Here is a 16,842-nt window from a genome sequence, read left to right on the forward strand (position 1 = left end):
ACGGTTATTTAGATTATGCTGCCAGAGTAATAGCCTCATGTTTTACGTCATTTTTGGTGAGTCAATTAATGCGGCTATATACCCTAAATAATGCGGGTTACAGGAAGGCGGCAAGCGAGATAATCCCGATAAGTTTACATAAGTAAGTGATTCGGGTAAGTGTGCGCAGATAATAATCCTGTATTTTCAAGTACTAACCTACAACTTCAAGTACCAACAAGAAGATAATGCGTTCGCCCTTCAAGCGACTCGATATAAGGTTAAGATGGACGATTCTATGATTGATAACACCAGTTCTGTAGTCGATAAAAATACTGTCCCCCTTTCTGTGCTCGATTTATCCCCGATAGCACAGGGTAAAACAGCACGGGATGCATTTCATGCTTCACTGGATTTAGCACAACATGCTGAAAAATGGGGATATCAGCGCTACTGGCTCGCTGAACACCACAATATGACCGGTATCGCCAGCGCGGCGACTTCGGTGCTGATCGGCTATATTGCAGGTGGCACGAATAAGATCCGCGTCGGCTCTGGTGGTGTCATGCTGCCGAACCATTCACCGCTGGTGATTGCTGAGCAGTTCGGTACTCTCGCGTCGCTCTATCCTGACCGTATCGATCTCGGTTTGGGCCGTGCACCCGGTAGCGATCAACGCACCATGATGGCGTTACGTCGTCATCTCTCTGGTGAGGTGGATAACTTCCCAGCCGATGTGCATGAACTGCAGAATTACTTTGCCGAGGTACAGCCGGGGCAAGCAGTACAAGCAGTTCCAGGTCAGGGGCTGCATGTTCCGCTGTGGCTGCTAGGCTCCAGTCTGTATAGCGCACAACTGGCCGCCGCTATGGGCCTGCCGTTTGCCTTTGCCTCACATTTCGCCCCGGATATGTTGTTGCAGGCACTCTCGCTATACCGTGAGAACTTTAAACCATCCGCTCAATGGCCAAAACCCTATGCCATTGTCTGCGTAAACGTGGTCGCGGCAGATAGCGAGCGCGATGCACGCTTCCTGTTTACCTCGATGCAGCAACAATTTGTAAGCCTGCGCCGAGGGACACCGGGTCAGTTACCGCCACCGGTGGATAATATGGAGGCAATTTGCTCGCCAGCGGAACAGTTTGGTGTTGATCAGGCGCTGCGCTTATCCATCGTCGGTGATAAAAGTAAAGTACGCCATGGGCTTCAGTCACTATTACGGGAAACACAGGCTGACGAATTGATGATTAATGGCCAAATTTTTGATCATCAAGCACGGCTGTATTCCTTTGAAACCGTTGCCAGCTTACAGCAAGATTTGATGCATACCCCGCGCCTGTAATATCGCAGGCAGACACAAATTGCAACCATAAAAAAACCAGCCCGAAGGCTGGTTTTTACGTTTAATCATCAGAGATGACTAAGCGAACTTATGCATCACCGAAGCGACGACGGGCTGGTGCAGCAGCGGCAGGTGCGGCAGCATCATCACGACGTGGAGCCGCAGGACGCTGACCATCGCGGTTACCACGACGCTCACCGCCACCCGCAGGAGCACGATCACCGCTGAATGAACGACGAGGAGGTGCACCTGCGCCTTCACGACGTTCGCCACTGAATGGACGACCACCGCCACGACGCTCACCACCGTTACCACCCGCTGGACGCTCACGGCGTTCATGCGGCTGTGCATCACCCAACAGCTGCATGTTCAGCGGCTTGTTCAGGATACGGGTACGGGTGAAGTGAGATAACATTTCGCCCGGCATGCCTTTTGGCAGCTCAATCGTTGAATGAGAAGCAAACAACTTGATATTACCGATATAACGGCTGCTGATATCACCTTCATTAGCGATAGCGCCAACAATATGACGAACTTCAACACCATCATCGCGGCCCACTTCAATGCGGTACAGTTCCATCTCGCCAACATCACGACGTTCACGACGAGCAGGGCGCTCACCACCATCACGGCTATCAGCAGAACGACTGTCAGAGCGGTTATCGCGACGGCTGTCACCACGATCACGGCTACCACGATCGTTACCACGGTCATCACGTGAATTGAATTCACGCTGCGGACGACGAGGTGCTTCTGGTGGCAGGATCAGAGGACGTTCGCCCTGCGCCATTTTCAGCAGTGCAGCAGCCAGAGTCTCGATATCAAACTCTTCTTCCGGTTGCAACTTAGCCAGCAATGCGCGGTACATATCCAAATCACTACTTTCCAGCTGTTGGCTGACCTTAGCGGCGAATTTAGCTAAACGACGTTCGCTCAGTAAATCTGCATTTGGCAACTCAACTTCAGGGATCGTCAGCTTCATGGTACGTTCGATGTTCTGCAACAGGCGACGTTCACGGTTCTCAACGAACAGCAACGCGCGACCTGCACGACCTGCACGACCAGTACGGCCGATACGGTGAACATAAGACTCTGAATCCATAGGGATATCATAGTTTACGACCAAGCTGATACGCTCAACATCCAAGCCACGGGCAGCTACGTCAGTTGCAATCAGAATATCCAGACGGCCATCTTTCAAACGCTCCAGCGTCTGCTCACGCAGTGCCTGGTTCATATCACCATTCAGTGCAGCGCTGTTATAACCGCTACGCTCAAGGGCTTCTGCTACTTCCAACGTCGCGTTTTTGGTACGTACGAAAATAATAGCAGCATCGAAATCTTCAGCTTCCAGGAAACGTACCAGCGCTTCATTTTTACGGTAACCGCCGCCCACTCTCCAGTAGCTCTGGCTAATGTCAGGACGGGTCGTTACGCTAGATTGAATGCGGACTTCCTGTGGCTCTTTCATGAAGCGACGCGTAATACGACGAATCGCTTCTGGCATGGTTGCAGAGAACAACGCGGTCTGATGTTCAGCCGGGATCTGCGCCATAATCGTTTCAACGTCTTCGATAAAGCCCATGCGCAGCATTTCATCTGCTTCATCCAACACTAAACCGCTCAGGTTGGACAGGTTAAGGGTACCGCGTTTCAGGTGGTCTAACAGACGACCTGGGGTACCAACAACAACTTGTGGCCCCTGGCGCAAAGCGCGTAATTGAACGTCATAACGCTGACCGCCGTACAGGGCCACCACGTTGACGCCATTAATGTGTTTAGAGAAACTGGACAGCGCTTCAGCAACCTGAACAGCCAATTCACGGGTTGGTGCCAACACCAGAACCTGTGGCGACTTCAGATCAGCTTTAATATTGTGTAACAGCGGCAGACCAAACGCGGCTGTTTTGCCACTGCCTGTTTGCGCCATACCGAGAACATCACGGCCGTTTAACAGGTGTGGAATACATTCCAACTGGATAGGAGATGGTTTTTCATAACCAAGATCAGTCAGAGCGGAAAGAATTGGAGCGGACAGCCCCAGATCAGCAAAAGAGGTTTCAAGCTCAGTAGTCATGTACACGTGCCTCATTAATAATGGCAGCCAGTCTACATAACTCGTCGAGAAAATTTTCAGTCATTTTCATTGAAAAGTGTGAACCGGCTCAAATTAGATTATAAAACGAACAAAAAGGCCATCACCTGTTAGGGTGATTAACTTTGGTAAAAACCAAGGTATATCAGGCTGATAGTTGTTCGTCAGCTATTGCTGGTCCGATTCCGATAGGTCGTCTTGTTCTTGGCCCAAAAGTGCCAATTCCAACAATGCATAGCGGTGCTCAACAAAGTTATGAACGTTGTTAGCTACCGTCAGTTTGAACAGCACCGAAGCGGTGTTCTTGTCCCCCAGACTTAGGTAATGTTTACCTAAATAGAAGTCAGTTTCACTGAGATGCTCAGCGAGCGAAGTGTTATCCGTTGCATCTGCCTTGAGCCTTTCCATCAGCGATTTTTCGCTGATCTTGCCCAGGTAGAATTCGACAATATTCCATCCCCATTGCCCTCTGTCCGATTTTTCATAGCGTTGCTGTAACGCTACTACAGCTGCTTTAGGATCGATTTCTCTTTCCACCAGATACAGCCATAATGAACGGAAGGGATCATTTGGATCGTCTTGATAAAACGCCTGCAGATCATCCTGCGCCAACGGAAGTCGACCGCCATAATACAAGGCGATACCCCGGTTTAAACGCGCGTAATTGTAAGTTGGATCAAGCTCTAGTACAGAATCAAACGCTTCATAGGCAGCATCAAAATTGCCTGCCTGCGTTAAATATATGCCAAGATAGTTAAAAACCTCTGGCATATCAGGACGAATAGCTAACGCTTGCGAAAAATCATTTCGCGCTAGTGCCCGTAGCCCGAGGCTATCATACAGCACTCCGCGCTCATATAAAAGCTGTGCGCGCTCATCATCCGTAAGTGCCCGACTTGCAAGGATTTGTTCCATGCGTGCCAGAATCACTTCCTGTTGTAACGTTGGTTGCAACGGAATTGCCAAAACCTCGTCTTTACGCCAATCATGGTTGCTGCATCCTGCCAGCATGAGTGCTGTCGCAACGTAACACCAGCGCAAGAAAGGCTTCATTTCCTACTCCCGAAGACAAACATTGGACAAACATCCTTTCATCCATTTGTTTAACACAAGAGCATCCCGCCCCTGAGATAACACAGCCCCTTACCGATGAGTAAGGAGCTGTGGAATGACTTAATTACTCTGCTGCTTCTGGTGCTGATGCTTCTGCGTCAGGAGTAGTGGCTTCTTTGATGCTCAGGCGGATACGGCCCTGGCGATCAACTTCCATTACTTTAACTGGCACATCTTGGCCCATCTGCAGGTAGTCTGTCACTTTCTCTACACGCTTATCAGCGATTTGAGAAATATGTACCAGACCTTCTTTACCACCACCGATAGCAACAAATGCACCGAAATCAACGATACGAGTTACTTTACCCGCATAAACACGACCCACTTCGATTTCAGCTGTAATCTCTTCGATACGACGGATAGCGTGTTTTGCTTTATCGCCATCAGTTGCTGCAATCTTAATGGTACCATCATCTTCGATTTCAATCGTGGTGCCAGTTTCATCAGTCAGCGCACGGATCACCGAACCACCTTTACCGATCACATCCTTGATTTTCTCAGGGTTGATCTTCATGGTGTAGATGCGTGGAGCAAACTCAGAGATATCGCCACGTGGTGTGCTGATAGCCTGTTCCATCACGCCCAAAATGTGCAGACGCGCACCTTTAGCTTGATTCAGAGCTACCTGCATGATTTCGCGGGTAATACCTTCAATTTTAATGTCCATTTGCAGTGCAGTCACACCGTCACGGCTACCGGCTACTTTAAAGTCCATGTCGCCCAAGTGATCTTCGTCACCCAGAATGTCAGACAGAACGACAAAGTTATCACCCTCTTTCACCAGGCCCATTGCAATACCAGCAACAGCGGCTTTAATTGGCACGCCCGCATCCATCAGGGCCAGAGAAGCACCACAAACAGAGGCCATTGAGGAAGAACCATTAGACTCGGTGATTTCAGAAACCACACGAATAGTGTAAGGGAACTCGCTCGCACTTGGCATCACAGCCAGAACACCACGTTTCGCCAGACGGCCATGGCCAATCTCACGACGCTTAGGTGAGCCAACCATACCTGTTTCACCAACAGAATACGGAGGGAAGTTGTAGTGTAGCAGGAATGAATCCGTGCGCTCACCCATCAACTCATCAATGTTTTGTGCGTCACGTGCCGTACCCAGCGTAGCGGTAACCAGAGCCTGAGTTTCACCACGAGTGAACAAGGCTGAACCATGAGTACGTGGCAGTATACCAGTACGCACATCCAAACCACGGATCATGTCTTTTTCACGACCATCAATACGTGGCTCACCACGCAGTACACGGCTACGCACAACATCTTTCTCAACGCTGGCCAGGATATCCTGAATTTCAGCTGCATCTAATGTGTCATCCTGCGCTAATAGCGCTTCGGTCACGTCAGCTTTGATAGCATCAACTTGAGTATAACGTTCTTGTTTTTCAGTGATACGGTATGCATCGCCCAGACGCGCTTCAGCCAGTTCAGCAACACGCGCATGCAGTGCTTCGTTGACGGGCTCAGCCTGCCAATCCCACTTAGGTTTGCCAGCTTCTGCAACCAAAGCGTTAATATTTTCAATCACAACTTGCTGTTGTTCGTGGCCGAAGACGACCGCACCCAACATTTGATCTTCGGACAGAATATCGGCTTCTGACTCAACCATCAGTACTGCACCCGCAGTACCGGCAACAACCAGATCCAAACGGCTCTCTTTTAACTCGTCAGTGGTTGGGTTCAGCACATACTGGTCGTTGATAAAACCAACACGAGCAGCACCGATTGGGCCGTTAAATGGAATGCCTGACAAGCTCAGTGCCGCAGATGCACCAATCAGTGCCACGATGTCTGGGTTAATTTGTGGGTTAACCGAAACGACGGTTGCAATCACCTGAACTTCGTTCAGGAAGCTGTCTGGGAACAGTGGACGAATTGGGCGGTCAATCAGGCGTGAAGTCAGTGTTTCGCCTTCACTTGGGCGGCCTTCACGACGGAAGAAGCTACCTGGGATACGGCCAGCAGCGTAAGTACGCTCCTGATAGTTAACCGTCAGAGGGAAAAAACTCTGGCCTGGTTTGGCTTTCTTTTGACCAACAACAGTCACGAATACTGCAGTGTCGTCCATGCTTACCATTACGGCTGCAGTGGCCTGGCGAGCCATCATACCAGTTTCGATAGTTACGGTATGTTGACCATACTGGAATTTACGAATAATCGGAGTCAGCAAAATTGTACCCTTATGCTTTGCGGTGCCTGATCGTATTGACGATCGAATCCACCTGTTACTGATACCTTCACACTGCATCCTCGCGACTAATGACAATCCTTAACTTTCATTAAGTTAAAGTCTCTCATTAGCCGCGCGAACCTCTGCATTGGAAGATCCTATTTATAAATCTTATATAATAATAACAATATACTAACGTATTCTATCATTACTTCTTAGAAAAAAGGGGCCAACTTGGCCCCTTTCTCCTGAAACTCGCAGACTTAGCGACGCAGACCTAGACGTTCGATCAAGGAAGCGTAACGCGCTACATCTTGACGCTTCAGGTAATCCAGCAGCTTACGACGCGTGGATACCATACGCAACAGACCACGACGGCTATGGTGATCTTTTTTGTGCTCGGAGAAGTGACCTTGCAAATGGTTAATTTGAGCAGTCAACAGAGCAACCTGAACTTCGCTTGAACCGGTGTCATTAGTACCGCGACCGAAGTCAGCAACAATTTTAGCTTTCGCTTCAACACTTAGAGACATGATACAACTCCAAATATATAAATGAATTAAGACAGGCGCCGATCTCTAATTCAGCAACCCAATATGTAAGCCGCACTATTCTACTCTTTGAATCGAGGGATCGCAAGGCAGGCCGTGTGGCCTACTTTTTATTTTCAACAGGCAGATTTTCTACTTCCACGCTTTCCACAACCAAACGTTTAGGGGCAACGCGGCCATCTTCTGCGATAGTGCCAATACCAATGAAATTACGCTCTTTACCTTCAGTGATTCGGACCATTCCCTCACTGGGAGCACCAGACACATGCACCGGTTGCCCCTGTTTTACATAAGCAGCAACTGAAGGTAACAGATTGACTTCAGGGAAATTAAGAACGGCACTGTCCATCGGCAATAAGAGTGAATCCAGCTCAGAGTTAGGCGAACGTTCCTCTGCCTGCGCAGCCTCAACCATCGCCGTTAACTGCTCTAAGGTTACCATGCGTTCGCTCGGGTAAGTCGCAACCTGCAAGCGACGCAGATAACTTACATGTGCGCCGCAACCCAGTAATTCACCCAAGTCATCGATGATAGTACGAATGTACGTTCCTTTCGAACAGTGAATTTCCAGTTCCAGATCATTGCCTTCCCAACGGATGAAAAGCAACTCGTAGACCGTAATGCTGCGAGCCTCACGTTCGACTTCAATCCCCTGACGGGCATATTCGTAAAGAGGCTTACCTTGATGTTTCAACGCAGAATACATGGAAGGGATCTGCTGGCTTTCACCGCGGAAACTCTCCAGTGCAGTATCGATCTGAGCCTGAGTGATACTGACCTCACGCTCACTGATTAACGCACCTTCCGCATCTGAGGTATCCGTGCGCTGCCCCAGCCGAGCAACAACCCGGTAACGTTTATCTGAATCGAGTAAGAATTGAGAAAACTTAGTCGCTTCACCCAGACAAATAGGCAGCATACCTGTTGCTAACGGATCGAGAGCGCCAGTGTGACCGGCACGGTTAGCGCTAAAGAGACGTTTTACTTTTTGCAAAACGTCATTAGAAGAGAGGCCTAGCGGCTTATCCAATAGCAAAATGCCGTTAATGTCACGGCCGCGACGACGTGGACGACCCATTACTTCTCCTCGTCACTACCTGGATTAACCTGACGCTCTACATCATTTTTGATGACATTGCTCACCAGGTTAGACATCCGCATCCCTTCAATCAGGGAGTTATCATAGGCAAAGGTCAGCTCTGGCACGATACGCAGACGCATGGCTTTCCCCAGCAAAGTGCGGATATAACCTGAAGCATCTTGCAAAGCTTTAATGCCGTTTTTAACCGTATCTGGATCTGCGTTATCAGTTAACACATTCAAGAAGGTCACAAATACTTTAGCGTAGGCTAAATCACGGGACAGTTCGATGCCAGACACTGTAGCCATACCAACACGAGGATCTTTGATTTCGCGCTGTAAGATGAGTGCGATCTCTTTTTGCATTTCCTGCGAAACACGCTGAGAACGACTAAATTCTTTTGCCATTTGGATTCTCCAGACAGTTTGGGGGGCCAAAGCCCCCCAAATGGATATTTGCAAATCAGAAGTGCTTAAGCAATGGTACGTTTGATTTCGATAATTTCGAAGACTTCGATCACATCACCGGTACGGACATCATTGTAGTTCTTAACGCCGATACCACATTCCATGCCGTTACGAACTTCGCTAACGTCATCTTTGAAGCGGCGCAGGGATTCCAGCTCACCTTCGTAGATAACCACGTTGTCACGCAGAACACGGATTGGATTGTTACGTTTAATCATACCTTCAGTAACCATACAACCCGCGATGGCGCCAAATTTCGGTGATTTAAAGACATCACGAACTTCAGCCAGACCAATGATTTGCTGTTTGTACTCAGGTGCCAGCATGCCACTCATTGCCTGTTTCACTTCGTCGATCAGGCTATAAATTACTGAATAGTAACGCAGATCCAAGCCTTCAGTTTCCACTACACGACGCGCTGAAGCATCAGCACGAACGTTAAAGCCAAGAATGATTGCGCCAGATGCAGCGGCCAGTGTTGCATCAGTTTCGGTGATACCACCAACACCTGAACCAACAATCCGGACTTTCACTTCATCAGTAGACAGTTTTTCTAGTGAGTCGCAGATAGCTTCACAGGAGCCCTGTACGTCAGACTTGATAACAATGTTCAGTTCAGAAACTTCACCTTCGGTCATGTTAGCAAACATGTTCTCCAGCTTAGATTTCTGCTGACGAGCCAGCTTAACTTCACGGAATTTGCCCTGACGATACAGTGCAACTTCACGGGCTTTCTTCTCGTCACGAACAACAGTCACTTCGTCACCGGCAGCAGGGACGCTGGACAAGCCCAGAATCTCAACCGGAATAGACGGACCCGCAGAAGTAATATCGCGGCCTAACTCATCACGCATCGCACGGACACGGCCATATTCAAAGCCACACAGTACGATATCGCCTTTGTTCAAGGTACCTTGTTGGACCAGCACAGTTGCCACAGGGCCACGGCCTTTGTCTAGGAAGGATTCGATAACCACACCGTTTGCCATACCAGTACGCACGGCTTTCAGTTCCAGGACTTCAGCTTGCAGAAGGATGGCGTTCAATAATTCATCAATGCCGATACCCGCTTTCGCTGATACGTTGATGAACTGAGACTCACCGCCCCACTCTTCAGGCTGGATACCGTACTGAGACAATTCCGTTTTAACGCGATCTGGATCAGCTTCTGGTTTATCGATTTTATTCACTGCAACCACAACCGGCACCTTCGCCGCTTTAGCATGCTGAATAGCTTCGATAGTTTGTGGCATCACGCCATCGTCCGCTGCAACAACCAGCACCACGATATCCGTCGCCTGAGCACCACGAGCACGCATTGATGTAAACGCTGCGTGTCCTGGGGTGTCCAGGAAGGTGATCATGCCGTTTTCAGTTTCAACGTGATAAGCACCGATGTGCTGAGTAATACCACCAGCCTCACCTGACGCCACTTTCGTGGAGCGGATGTAATCCAGTAAAGACGTTTTACCGTGGTCAACGTGGCCCATGATGGTCACAACCGGAGCGCGGTGCTCAGCGGCAGCTTCAACACCAATATCACGGTCACTCATCAGGGCTTCTTCCAGCTCGTTCTCACGACGCAGGATAACTTTGTGACCCATCTCTTCAGCAACCAGCTGTGCTGTTTCCTGATCGATAACCTGATTAATGGTTGCCATTGCACCCAGTTTCATCATTGCTTTGATGACCTGAGAACCTTTAACCGCCATTTTGTTGGCTAATTCAGCAACCGTCACTGTCTCGCCAATCACAACATCACGGTTCACCGCAACAACAGGCTTGTTAAAGCTCTGCTGTAATGTGCTTGGTTTACGTTTGCCTTTGCGGCCAACAGCACGTGCTTCTTCGCGATCAGCTTTAGACTCAGAGAGTTTATTGCCTTTCTTCTGTTTAGTCGCTTTACCGCCACGAGTACGGCTGCGGCGATCACCTTCAACTTTGGCGTCGTTTTCATCTTCCGCGGCGCGTGCATGTTGTGAGGTGGTGACATGATAGTCAGCAGACTCAGTCTGCTCAGCCACTGGCTCAGGCCATTTGCCTTCATTTTCGGCTGCCATTTTACGGGCTTCCTCAGCAACGCGTTTTGCGTCTTCTTCGACCTTACGGCGTGTTTCTTCTTCTACAGAGCGTTTTAGCTCGGCAGCTTCAGCTTCACGACGTGCTTTATCGGTCTGAGCTGGCTTAGTTTTTTCGTCGGTTTGTTGATTCGTCACTTTTTCTTTTTCCGCTGCTTGCCGCTTAGCTTTTTCAGCGGCCTCACGTTTGGCTTGTTCTTCGGCCTCACGCTTAGCTTTTTCTTCAGCGATTTTCTGCGCTGTGGCTTCCGCTTCACGTTGTGCCTGCTCTTCCGCTTCACGCTGTGCCTGTTCTTCCGCTTTCGCTTGTTCAGCTTCCGGCGTATTTACATAAGTGCGTTTCTTGCGGACCTCTATTTGCACCGATTTACTTTTCCCGCCGGTGCTCGGAATATTCAAGGTGCTACGCGTTTTGCGTTGCAACGTGAGTTTGTTAGGCACACTACCATGTTCACGGTTTAAGTGTGCCAGCAGTATTTCTTTTTCTTGCTGGGTAACTGAGTCTACGTCAGACTTCTTGATCCCTGCATCAGCAAACTGCTGTACCAGGCGATCAACCGGGGTCTGAATCTCTGCTGCCAGCGATTTTACGGTTACATCTGTCATGCTGTTCCTTCCTGCTACAGTTTATTACGCATTATCGCCAAACCAACAGATATTACGTGCGGCCATAATCAGCTCACCGGCTTGCTCATCGCTAAGCCCTTCAATATCTGCCAAATCGTCGATACCCTGCTCGGCAAGATCTTCCAGCGTACATACACCGCGCGCAGCCAATTTGAATGCCATGCTACGTTCCAGACCCGCTAAATTCAACAGGTCATCAGCGGGTTTCTGGTCGCCAAAACTTTCTTCTTGTGCCAGGGCCAGCGTGGTCAATGCAGCTTTGGCGCGATCACGCAGCGCTTCAACCGTATCTTCGTCAAGACCATCGATTTCCAGAAGTTCTTTCATTGGCACATAAGCCAACTCTTCCAGAGAAGAGAAACCTTCTTCTACCAATACGGTGGCAAAGTCTTCATCGATATCAAGATATTTAGTGAAGGTATCAATAGCGGCATGAGCCTCGGCCTGATGCTTCGCCTGAAGATCGTCCGCCGTCATTACGTTCAGTTCCCAGCCACTAAGCTGCGCGGCTAAACGTACGTTCTGGCCATTACGACCAATTGCCTGGGCCAAATTACTGGCTTCAACGGCAACATCCATCGTGTGTTTGTCTTCATCAACCACAATAGACGCAACATCAGCTGGCGCCATAGCGTTAATAACAAACTGGGCTGGATTATCATCCCACAATACAATATCAATGCGCTCGCCGCCAAGCTCACTGGACACAGCCTGAACACGGGCACCACGCATACCAACGCAAGCACCAACCGGATCGATACGCTTGTCATTGGTTTTGACCGCAATTTTAGCACGAGAGCCAGGATCACGGGCAGCGGCTTTAATTTCGATCAGCTCTTCACCAATTTCTGGTACTTCAATGCGGAACAGTTCGACCAACATTTCAGAACGTGAACGGCTGACAAACAACTGTGCGCCACGAGCTTCTGGACGTACGTCATACAGAACACCACGGATACGGTCACCTGGGCGGAAATTTTCACGCGGGAGCATATCTTCACGACCAATAACAGCTTCCGCATTGTGGCCCAGATCCAGTGCAATACTGTCACGGCTAACTTTCTTAACAATACCAGTGACAATTTGCCCCAGATATTGACGGAACTGCTCAACAACCATCGCCCGTTCAGCTTCACGTACTTTTTGTACGATGACTTGCTTGGCTGTTTGGGTGGTAATGCGGTCAAAAGTCACAGATTCAATCTGGTCTTCGACATAATCACCCAATTGGAGAGAAGGATCTTCAAATTGAGCCGCATCCAACGTGATTTCACGGGTTGGCATAGTCACTTCGTCAACAGCGACCCAACGGCGGAAAGTATCAAAATCACCGGTTTTACGGTCAATACTGACGCGGACTTCAATCTCTTGTTCGTATTTTTTCTTGGTTGCTGTCGCTAGAGCGGTTTCCAACGCCTCAAAAATCTTCTCGCGCGGAAGGGATTTCTCATTGGAAACTGCTTCTACAACAGCCAGAATCTCTTTGTTCATCCTAGTTGCCTCATCCAAACTTTAAAAGTGGGGTACCAGGTTCGCTTTCTGGATGTTGCTCAGCGCGAACACTTCATCTTTTCCATCCACAGTAACCGTGATCATTTCGCCATCAACGGCTTTAATAATACCCTGCCATTTACGGCGATTCTGCATTGCCATCCGCAAAACCAAAGTGACCTCTTCGCCGAGGTAACGAGTATAATGTTCAGCCGTGAACATTGGGCGATCAAGGCCAGGAGAGGAAACTTCTAAGTTGTAAGCGACCGTAATCGGATCTTCTACGTCCAATACTGCGCTGACCTGGTGGCTGACATCAGCACAAGCATCAACAGTGATCCCGTCGTCACTATCAATATAAATTCGTAGCGTCGATTGGCGCCCCCGGATGAATTCGATGCCAACTAATTCGTAGCCTAAAGCTTCAACCGGTGCTGAAATTATCTCTGTTAACTTTTGTTCTAATGTGGACAAGCCCACCCCCAAGACATAAAAAAAGGGCTTAATAGCCCAGTGATTCTGCTGTCAAATAACAAAAAACCCCGAAATTCGGGGCTTTATGCAACTGGACCCTGTTTGCCGCAAAGCGGCTTCGGTGCAACTCTCTGGCAAGTATTTTTTTCAAATTGAAATCGAAAGTATCTGAGGTCTACCGAATACAACATTTGAAAAAAAACACTTTAGGAAAGTGGTTGCGGGGGCCGGATTTGAACCGACGACCTTCGGGTTATGAGCCCGACGAGCTACCAGGCTGCTCCACCCCGCGTCCGAAAACGTGGCAAATACTACGTCGATAACGATAAAAAAGCAAGTTATCTATCTGATTTGGTACCGAGGACGGGACTTGAACCCGTAAGCCCAATCGGGCACTACCACCTCAAGGTAGCGTGTCTACCAATTCCACCACCCCGGCACTGATTCAACTGGTTGTTTCTACTGTCCAAATAACAACAACCATTTTAAAACTCTTTTTCTTTACGCTTACTGCACTGCTTAGAAACATTATTATTGCGGGATATCGCTGCTCGGTTTCGCTGGTGCTACCGGCGTTGCAGTCTGCTCAGTTTTCACTGGCTGACCTAGATTTTCCCACTCACTGCTTTTTTGGCCCTGGTTGGAGCTCATGTTTCCCAAAATCAAGCTAATGACGAAAAATAGCGTCGCCAATACAGCCGTCATGCGGGTCATAAAGTTACCGGAACCATTCGAACCGAACAGGGTTGCAGACGCACCTGCTCCGAATGAGGCTCCCATATCCGCGCCTTTACCTTGCTGTAACATGATAAGAGCTACAAGCCCAATCGAAATCAGCAAGAAAAATACCAGAAGAGCTTCGTACATAGTTGTACCTGTATCCTTGCGGGTTCACCGCATGCCAAATGCTTCTCACCCATCAGCGGGGGACTTATTCACCCACTTAAGCGGGTGTGAATACTAACCAAAGCGTCTAGTTCACGCAAGGGCAATTTCATCACATAGGTTCATTTGCAGAAAAAAACGCCAAGTTATTCAACTTCAGCGTAATTTCTTGGGGAAGAAGACCTCTTCCCCTGTAAAAACGGTTAGCCCGCTGCCTTTACCGCATCAGCAATCCGGTTTGCCATTTCGGCTATCAGTGATTCTTCAGCATCACCTTCAACCATTACCCGAATGAGTGGTTCAGTACCCGATTTACGTAATAGAACCCGGCCACGACCACCCAACTCTTTTTCCACCTGCCGGGTCACTTCTTCAACTTTATCGGATTTCAGTGGATTATGCTCACCAGAGAAACGCACATTTACCAAAATTTGTGGTAATAACTTCATACCACTACACAGGTCATGCAAACTCATATGGTTACGAACCATGGCGGTGAGCACTTGCAAGCCTGCCACAATCCCATCACCAGTGGTGGTTTTATCCAATAAAATTACATGGCCTGAATTTTCTGCACCAATACGCCAGCCTTTCTCTTGCATCGCTTCCAAGACGTAGCGATCGCCCACTTTGGCACGAACAAATGGGATACCCAGATCTTTCAGTGCTAATTGAAGGCCCATGTTACTCATTAGTGTGCCAACCGCACCGCCTTTCAATTGACCTTGGCGCAAGCCTTCCCGAGCAATAATGTACAGAATTTGGTCGCCATCAACTTTATTCCCCAAATGGTCGACCATCATCAGCCGATCGCCATCCCCATCGAATGCCAAGCCTACGTGAGCGCCTTCAGCAAGAACTCGTTCTTGCAGCAAACGAACATCTGTAGCACCACACTCTTCGTTGATGTTCATGCCATCAGGTTCGCAGCCGATGGTGATCACTGTCGCGCCCAACTCACGTAATACGCTTGGTGCGATGTGATACGTGGCACCATTGGCGCAATCGACCACAATTTTCAGCTCATTCAGGCTAAGTTCGCTTGGGAATGTCCCTTTGCAGAACTCAATGTAACGACCAGCAGCATCAACAATACGGTTAGCTTTTCCCAACTCAGCGGATTCTACACAAGTCAGAGGTTTCTCCATCTCGGCTTCAATGGCCTCTTCCACGTCATCAGGCAATTTAGTGCCATCAATGGAGAAGAACTTAATACCATTATCATAGAAAGGATTATGAGAGGCAGAAATTACAATACCCGCTTCAGCGCGGAAGGTACGTGTCAAATAAGCAACAGCGGGTGTGGGCATCGGCCCAGTAAAGAGCGCAGATAGCCCAGCGGCTGCCAGGCCCGCCTCAAGTGCTGACTCCAGCATATAACCCGATATACGAGTATCTTTACCGATGATAATTTTACGAGAACCATGTCGTGCCAGAACCTTACCGGCAGCCCAGCCAAGCTTCAATACAAAATCCGGCGTTATCGGACTTTCACCCACTTTACCGCGAATGCCATCTGTACCAAAGTATTTACGGTTACTCATAATTTATCTTTATCCCTTCGCTGAACGTGTTGCCTCGACGATACACATCGCCTCGACAGTTTCTTTGACATCATGCACTCTGATAATCTGCGCACCTTGCATGGCTGCAATCACCGCACAAGCAACACTCCCGATGACACGCTGTTGTGGTGGTACATTTAATAACTGGCCTACCATCGATTTTCTCGACATCCCTACTAATAATGGCAACTCAAAATGTTGGAGCTCTGACAGATGCGCCAATAGCTGGTAATTATGCACCAGATTTTTACCGAAACCGAAGCCTGGGTCGAGTAACAATTTACGTTTTGCGATACCTGCCGCAACACAGCGTTCAATATGATGTTGGAAAAACCGATTTATATCGGCCATTAAATCATCATAGTAGGGTGACTGCTGCATATTTTTCGGTTGCCCCTGCATATGCATCAGGCACACAGGTAAACCAGTCTTTGCAGCCGCCTCAAGGGCACCAGGTTCCTGCAACGAACGGACATCATTAATTAGATGGGCACCTGCATGAGCAGATTCAGTAATAACAGCGGCTTTAGACGTGTCTACCGATAGCCACACATCAAAACGCTGAGCCAACGCCTCAACCACAGGCACGACTCGATCAAGTTCTTCTTGTTCACTGACTTCGGCAGCCCCAGGGCGCGTTGATTCACCACCGATATCAATCAGCGTAGCGCCTGCGGATAACATCCGTTGAGCATGTTGCAATGCTTGATCAAGGTTATTGTGACGCCCACCATCTGAAAATGAGTCTGGAGTGACATTCAGAATACCCATGACTTGTGGACGAGAAAGATCCAACGTCAGACCTCTGGCAGTTAGATGCATGTTATCGCGCCTTAAAAGTGTCAGTTCACTTCAATTATTCAATTTAGCAATAAAAAACCCTAGGCAAGCCTAGGGTTATATTAGTCA

Annotated in this window: 14 protein-coding genes and 2 tRNA genes; 1 reads left to right on the forward strand and 15 read right to left on the reverse strand. The window is 48.8% G+C overall.

The genetic code is table 11. The annotated features are described in order from the left end of the window. Positions 1-265: 265 nt before the first annotated feature. A complete protein-coding gene (locus tag AC971_RS15770) occupies positions 266-1,321 on the forward strand; it encodes a luciferase-like monooxygenase (RefSeq protein ID WP_025382421.1) in 1,056 nt (351 codons plus the stop codon). An 88-nt stretch (positions 1,322-1,409) separates the two neighbouring features. Here the strand turns inward: AC971_RS15770 and AC971_RS15775 are convergent, their stop codons facing one another. The 15 genes from AC971_RS15775 to folP form a co-directional block, all read right to left on the reverse strand. Further along, positions 1,410-3,398, reverse strand: a complete 1,989-nt coding sequence (locus AC971_RS15775) for a DEAD/DEAH family ATP-dependent RNA helicase (RefSeq protein WP_025382420.1) — start codon at positions 3,396-3,398, stop codon at positions 1,410-1,412. Then, the gene (yrbN, locus tag AC971_RS25795; protein WP_096335046.1) at positions 3,388-3,468 is read right to left on the reverse strand and encodes a protein YrbN; all 81 of its coding nucleotides are present in this window, start codon (positions 3,466-3,468) and stop codon (positions 3,388-3,390) included. Before yrbN ends, AC971_RS15775 begins: the two co-directional genes overlap by 11 nt. 116 nt (positions 3,469-3,584) lie before the next feature. Further along, positions 3,585-4,469 carry a lipoprotein NlpI gene (gene nlpI, locus AC971_RS15780; protein WP_025382419.1) on the reverse strand — a complete coding sequence of 295 codons (885 nt, stop codon included), beginning with the start codon at positions 4,467-4,469 and terminating at the stop codon, positions 3,585-3,587. A 124-nt stretch (positions 4,470-4,593) separates the two neighbouring features. Next, positions 4,594-6,714, reverse strand: coding sequence for a polyribonucleotide nucleotidyltransferase (gene pnp, locus AC971_RS15785; RefSeq protein ID WP_025382418.1), 2,121 nt, complete (start codon positions 6,712-6,714; stop codon positions 4,594-4,596). Between the two features lie 263 nt (positions 6,715-6,977). Further along, entirely contained in the window at positions 6,978-7,247 is a 270-nt protein-coding gene (gene rpsO / locus AC971_RS15790) for a 30S ribosomal protein S15 (protein ID WP_002209257.1), read from the reverse strand. A 121-nt stretch (positions 7,248-7,368) separates the two neighbouring features. Continuing rightward, positions 7,369-8,343, reverse strand: coding sequence for a tRNA pseudouridine(55) synthase TruB (gene truB / locus AC971_RS15795; RefSeq protein WP_025382417.1), 975 nt, complete (start codon positions 8,341-8,343; stop codon positions 7,369-7,371). Next, positions 8,343-8,753 (reverse strand): 30S ribosome-binding factor RbfA, encoded by a 411-nt coding sequence (rbfA, locus tag AC971_RS15800; RefSeq protein WP_002209255.1) that lies wholly within the window; start codon positions 8,751-8,753, stop codon positions 8,343-8,345. Before rbfA ends, truB begins: the two co-directional genes overlap by 1 nt. A 65-nt stretch (positions 8,754-8,818) precedes the next feature. Further along, a complete protein-coding gene (gene infB / locus AC971_RS15805; protein ID WP_025382416.1) occupies positions 8,819-11,497 on the reverse strand; it encodes a translation initiation factor IF-2 in 2,679 nt (892 codons plus the stop codon). A 24-nt stretch (positions 11,498-11,521) separates the two neighbouring features. After that, positions 11,522-13,009: a transcription termination factor NusA gene (nusA, locus tag AC971_RS15810; protein ID WP_002209253.1), complete on the reverse strand. Its 1,488-nt coding sequence runs from the start codon at positions 13,007-13,009 to the stop codon at positions 11,522-11,524. Positions 13,010-13,030: 21 nt separating this feature from the next. Further along, positions 13,031-13,483, reverse strand: coding sequence for a ribosome maturation factor RimP (gene rimP, locus AC971_RS15815; protein WP_002222054.1), 453 nt, complete (start codon positions 13,481-13,483; stop codon positions 13,031-13,033). Positions 13,484-13,698: 215 nt separating this feature from the next. Then, positions 13,699-13,775 (reverse strand) — tRNA-Met (locus AC971_RS15820). A gap of 60 nt (positions 13,776-13,835) precedes the next feature. After that, positions 13,836-13,922 (reverse strand) — tRNA-Leu (locus tag AC971_RS15825). A 92-nt stretch (positions 13,923-14,014) separates the two neighbouring features. Next, a complete protein-coding gene (gene secG, locus AC971_RS15830; protein WP_025382415.1) occupies positions 14,015-14,350 on the reverse strand; it encodes a preprotein translocase subunit SecG in 336 nt (111 codons plus the stop codon). A 221-nt stretch (positions 14,351-14,571) separates the two neighbouring features. Further along, on the reverse strand, positions 14,572-15,912 hold the full coding sequence (gene glmM / locus AC971_RS15835) for a phosphoglucosamine mutase (protein ID WP_025382414.1): 1,341 nt from the start codon (positions 15,910-15,912) through the stop codon (positions 14,572-14,574). 9 nt (positions 15,913-15,921) lie between these two features. Further along, a complete protein-coding gene (folP, locus tag AC971_RS15840; RefSeq protein ID WP_025382413.1) occupies positions 15,922-16,755 on the reverse strand; it encodes a dihydropteroate synthase in 834 nt (277 codons plus the stop codon). Positions 16,756-16,842: the final 87 nt, after the last annotated feature.

This window comes from Yersinia similis (genome assembly GCF_001053095.1).
Classification (GTDB): domain Bacteria; phylum Pseudomonadota; class Gammaproteobacteria; order Enterobacterales; family Enterobacteriaceae; genus Yersinia; species Yersinia similis.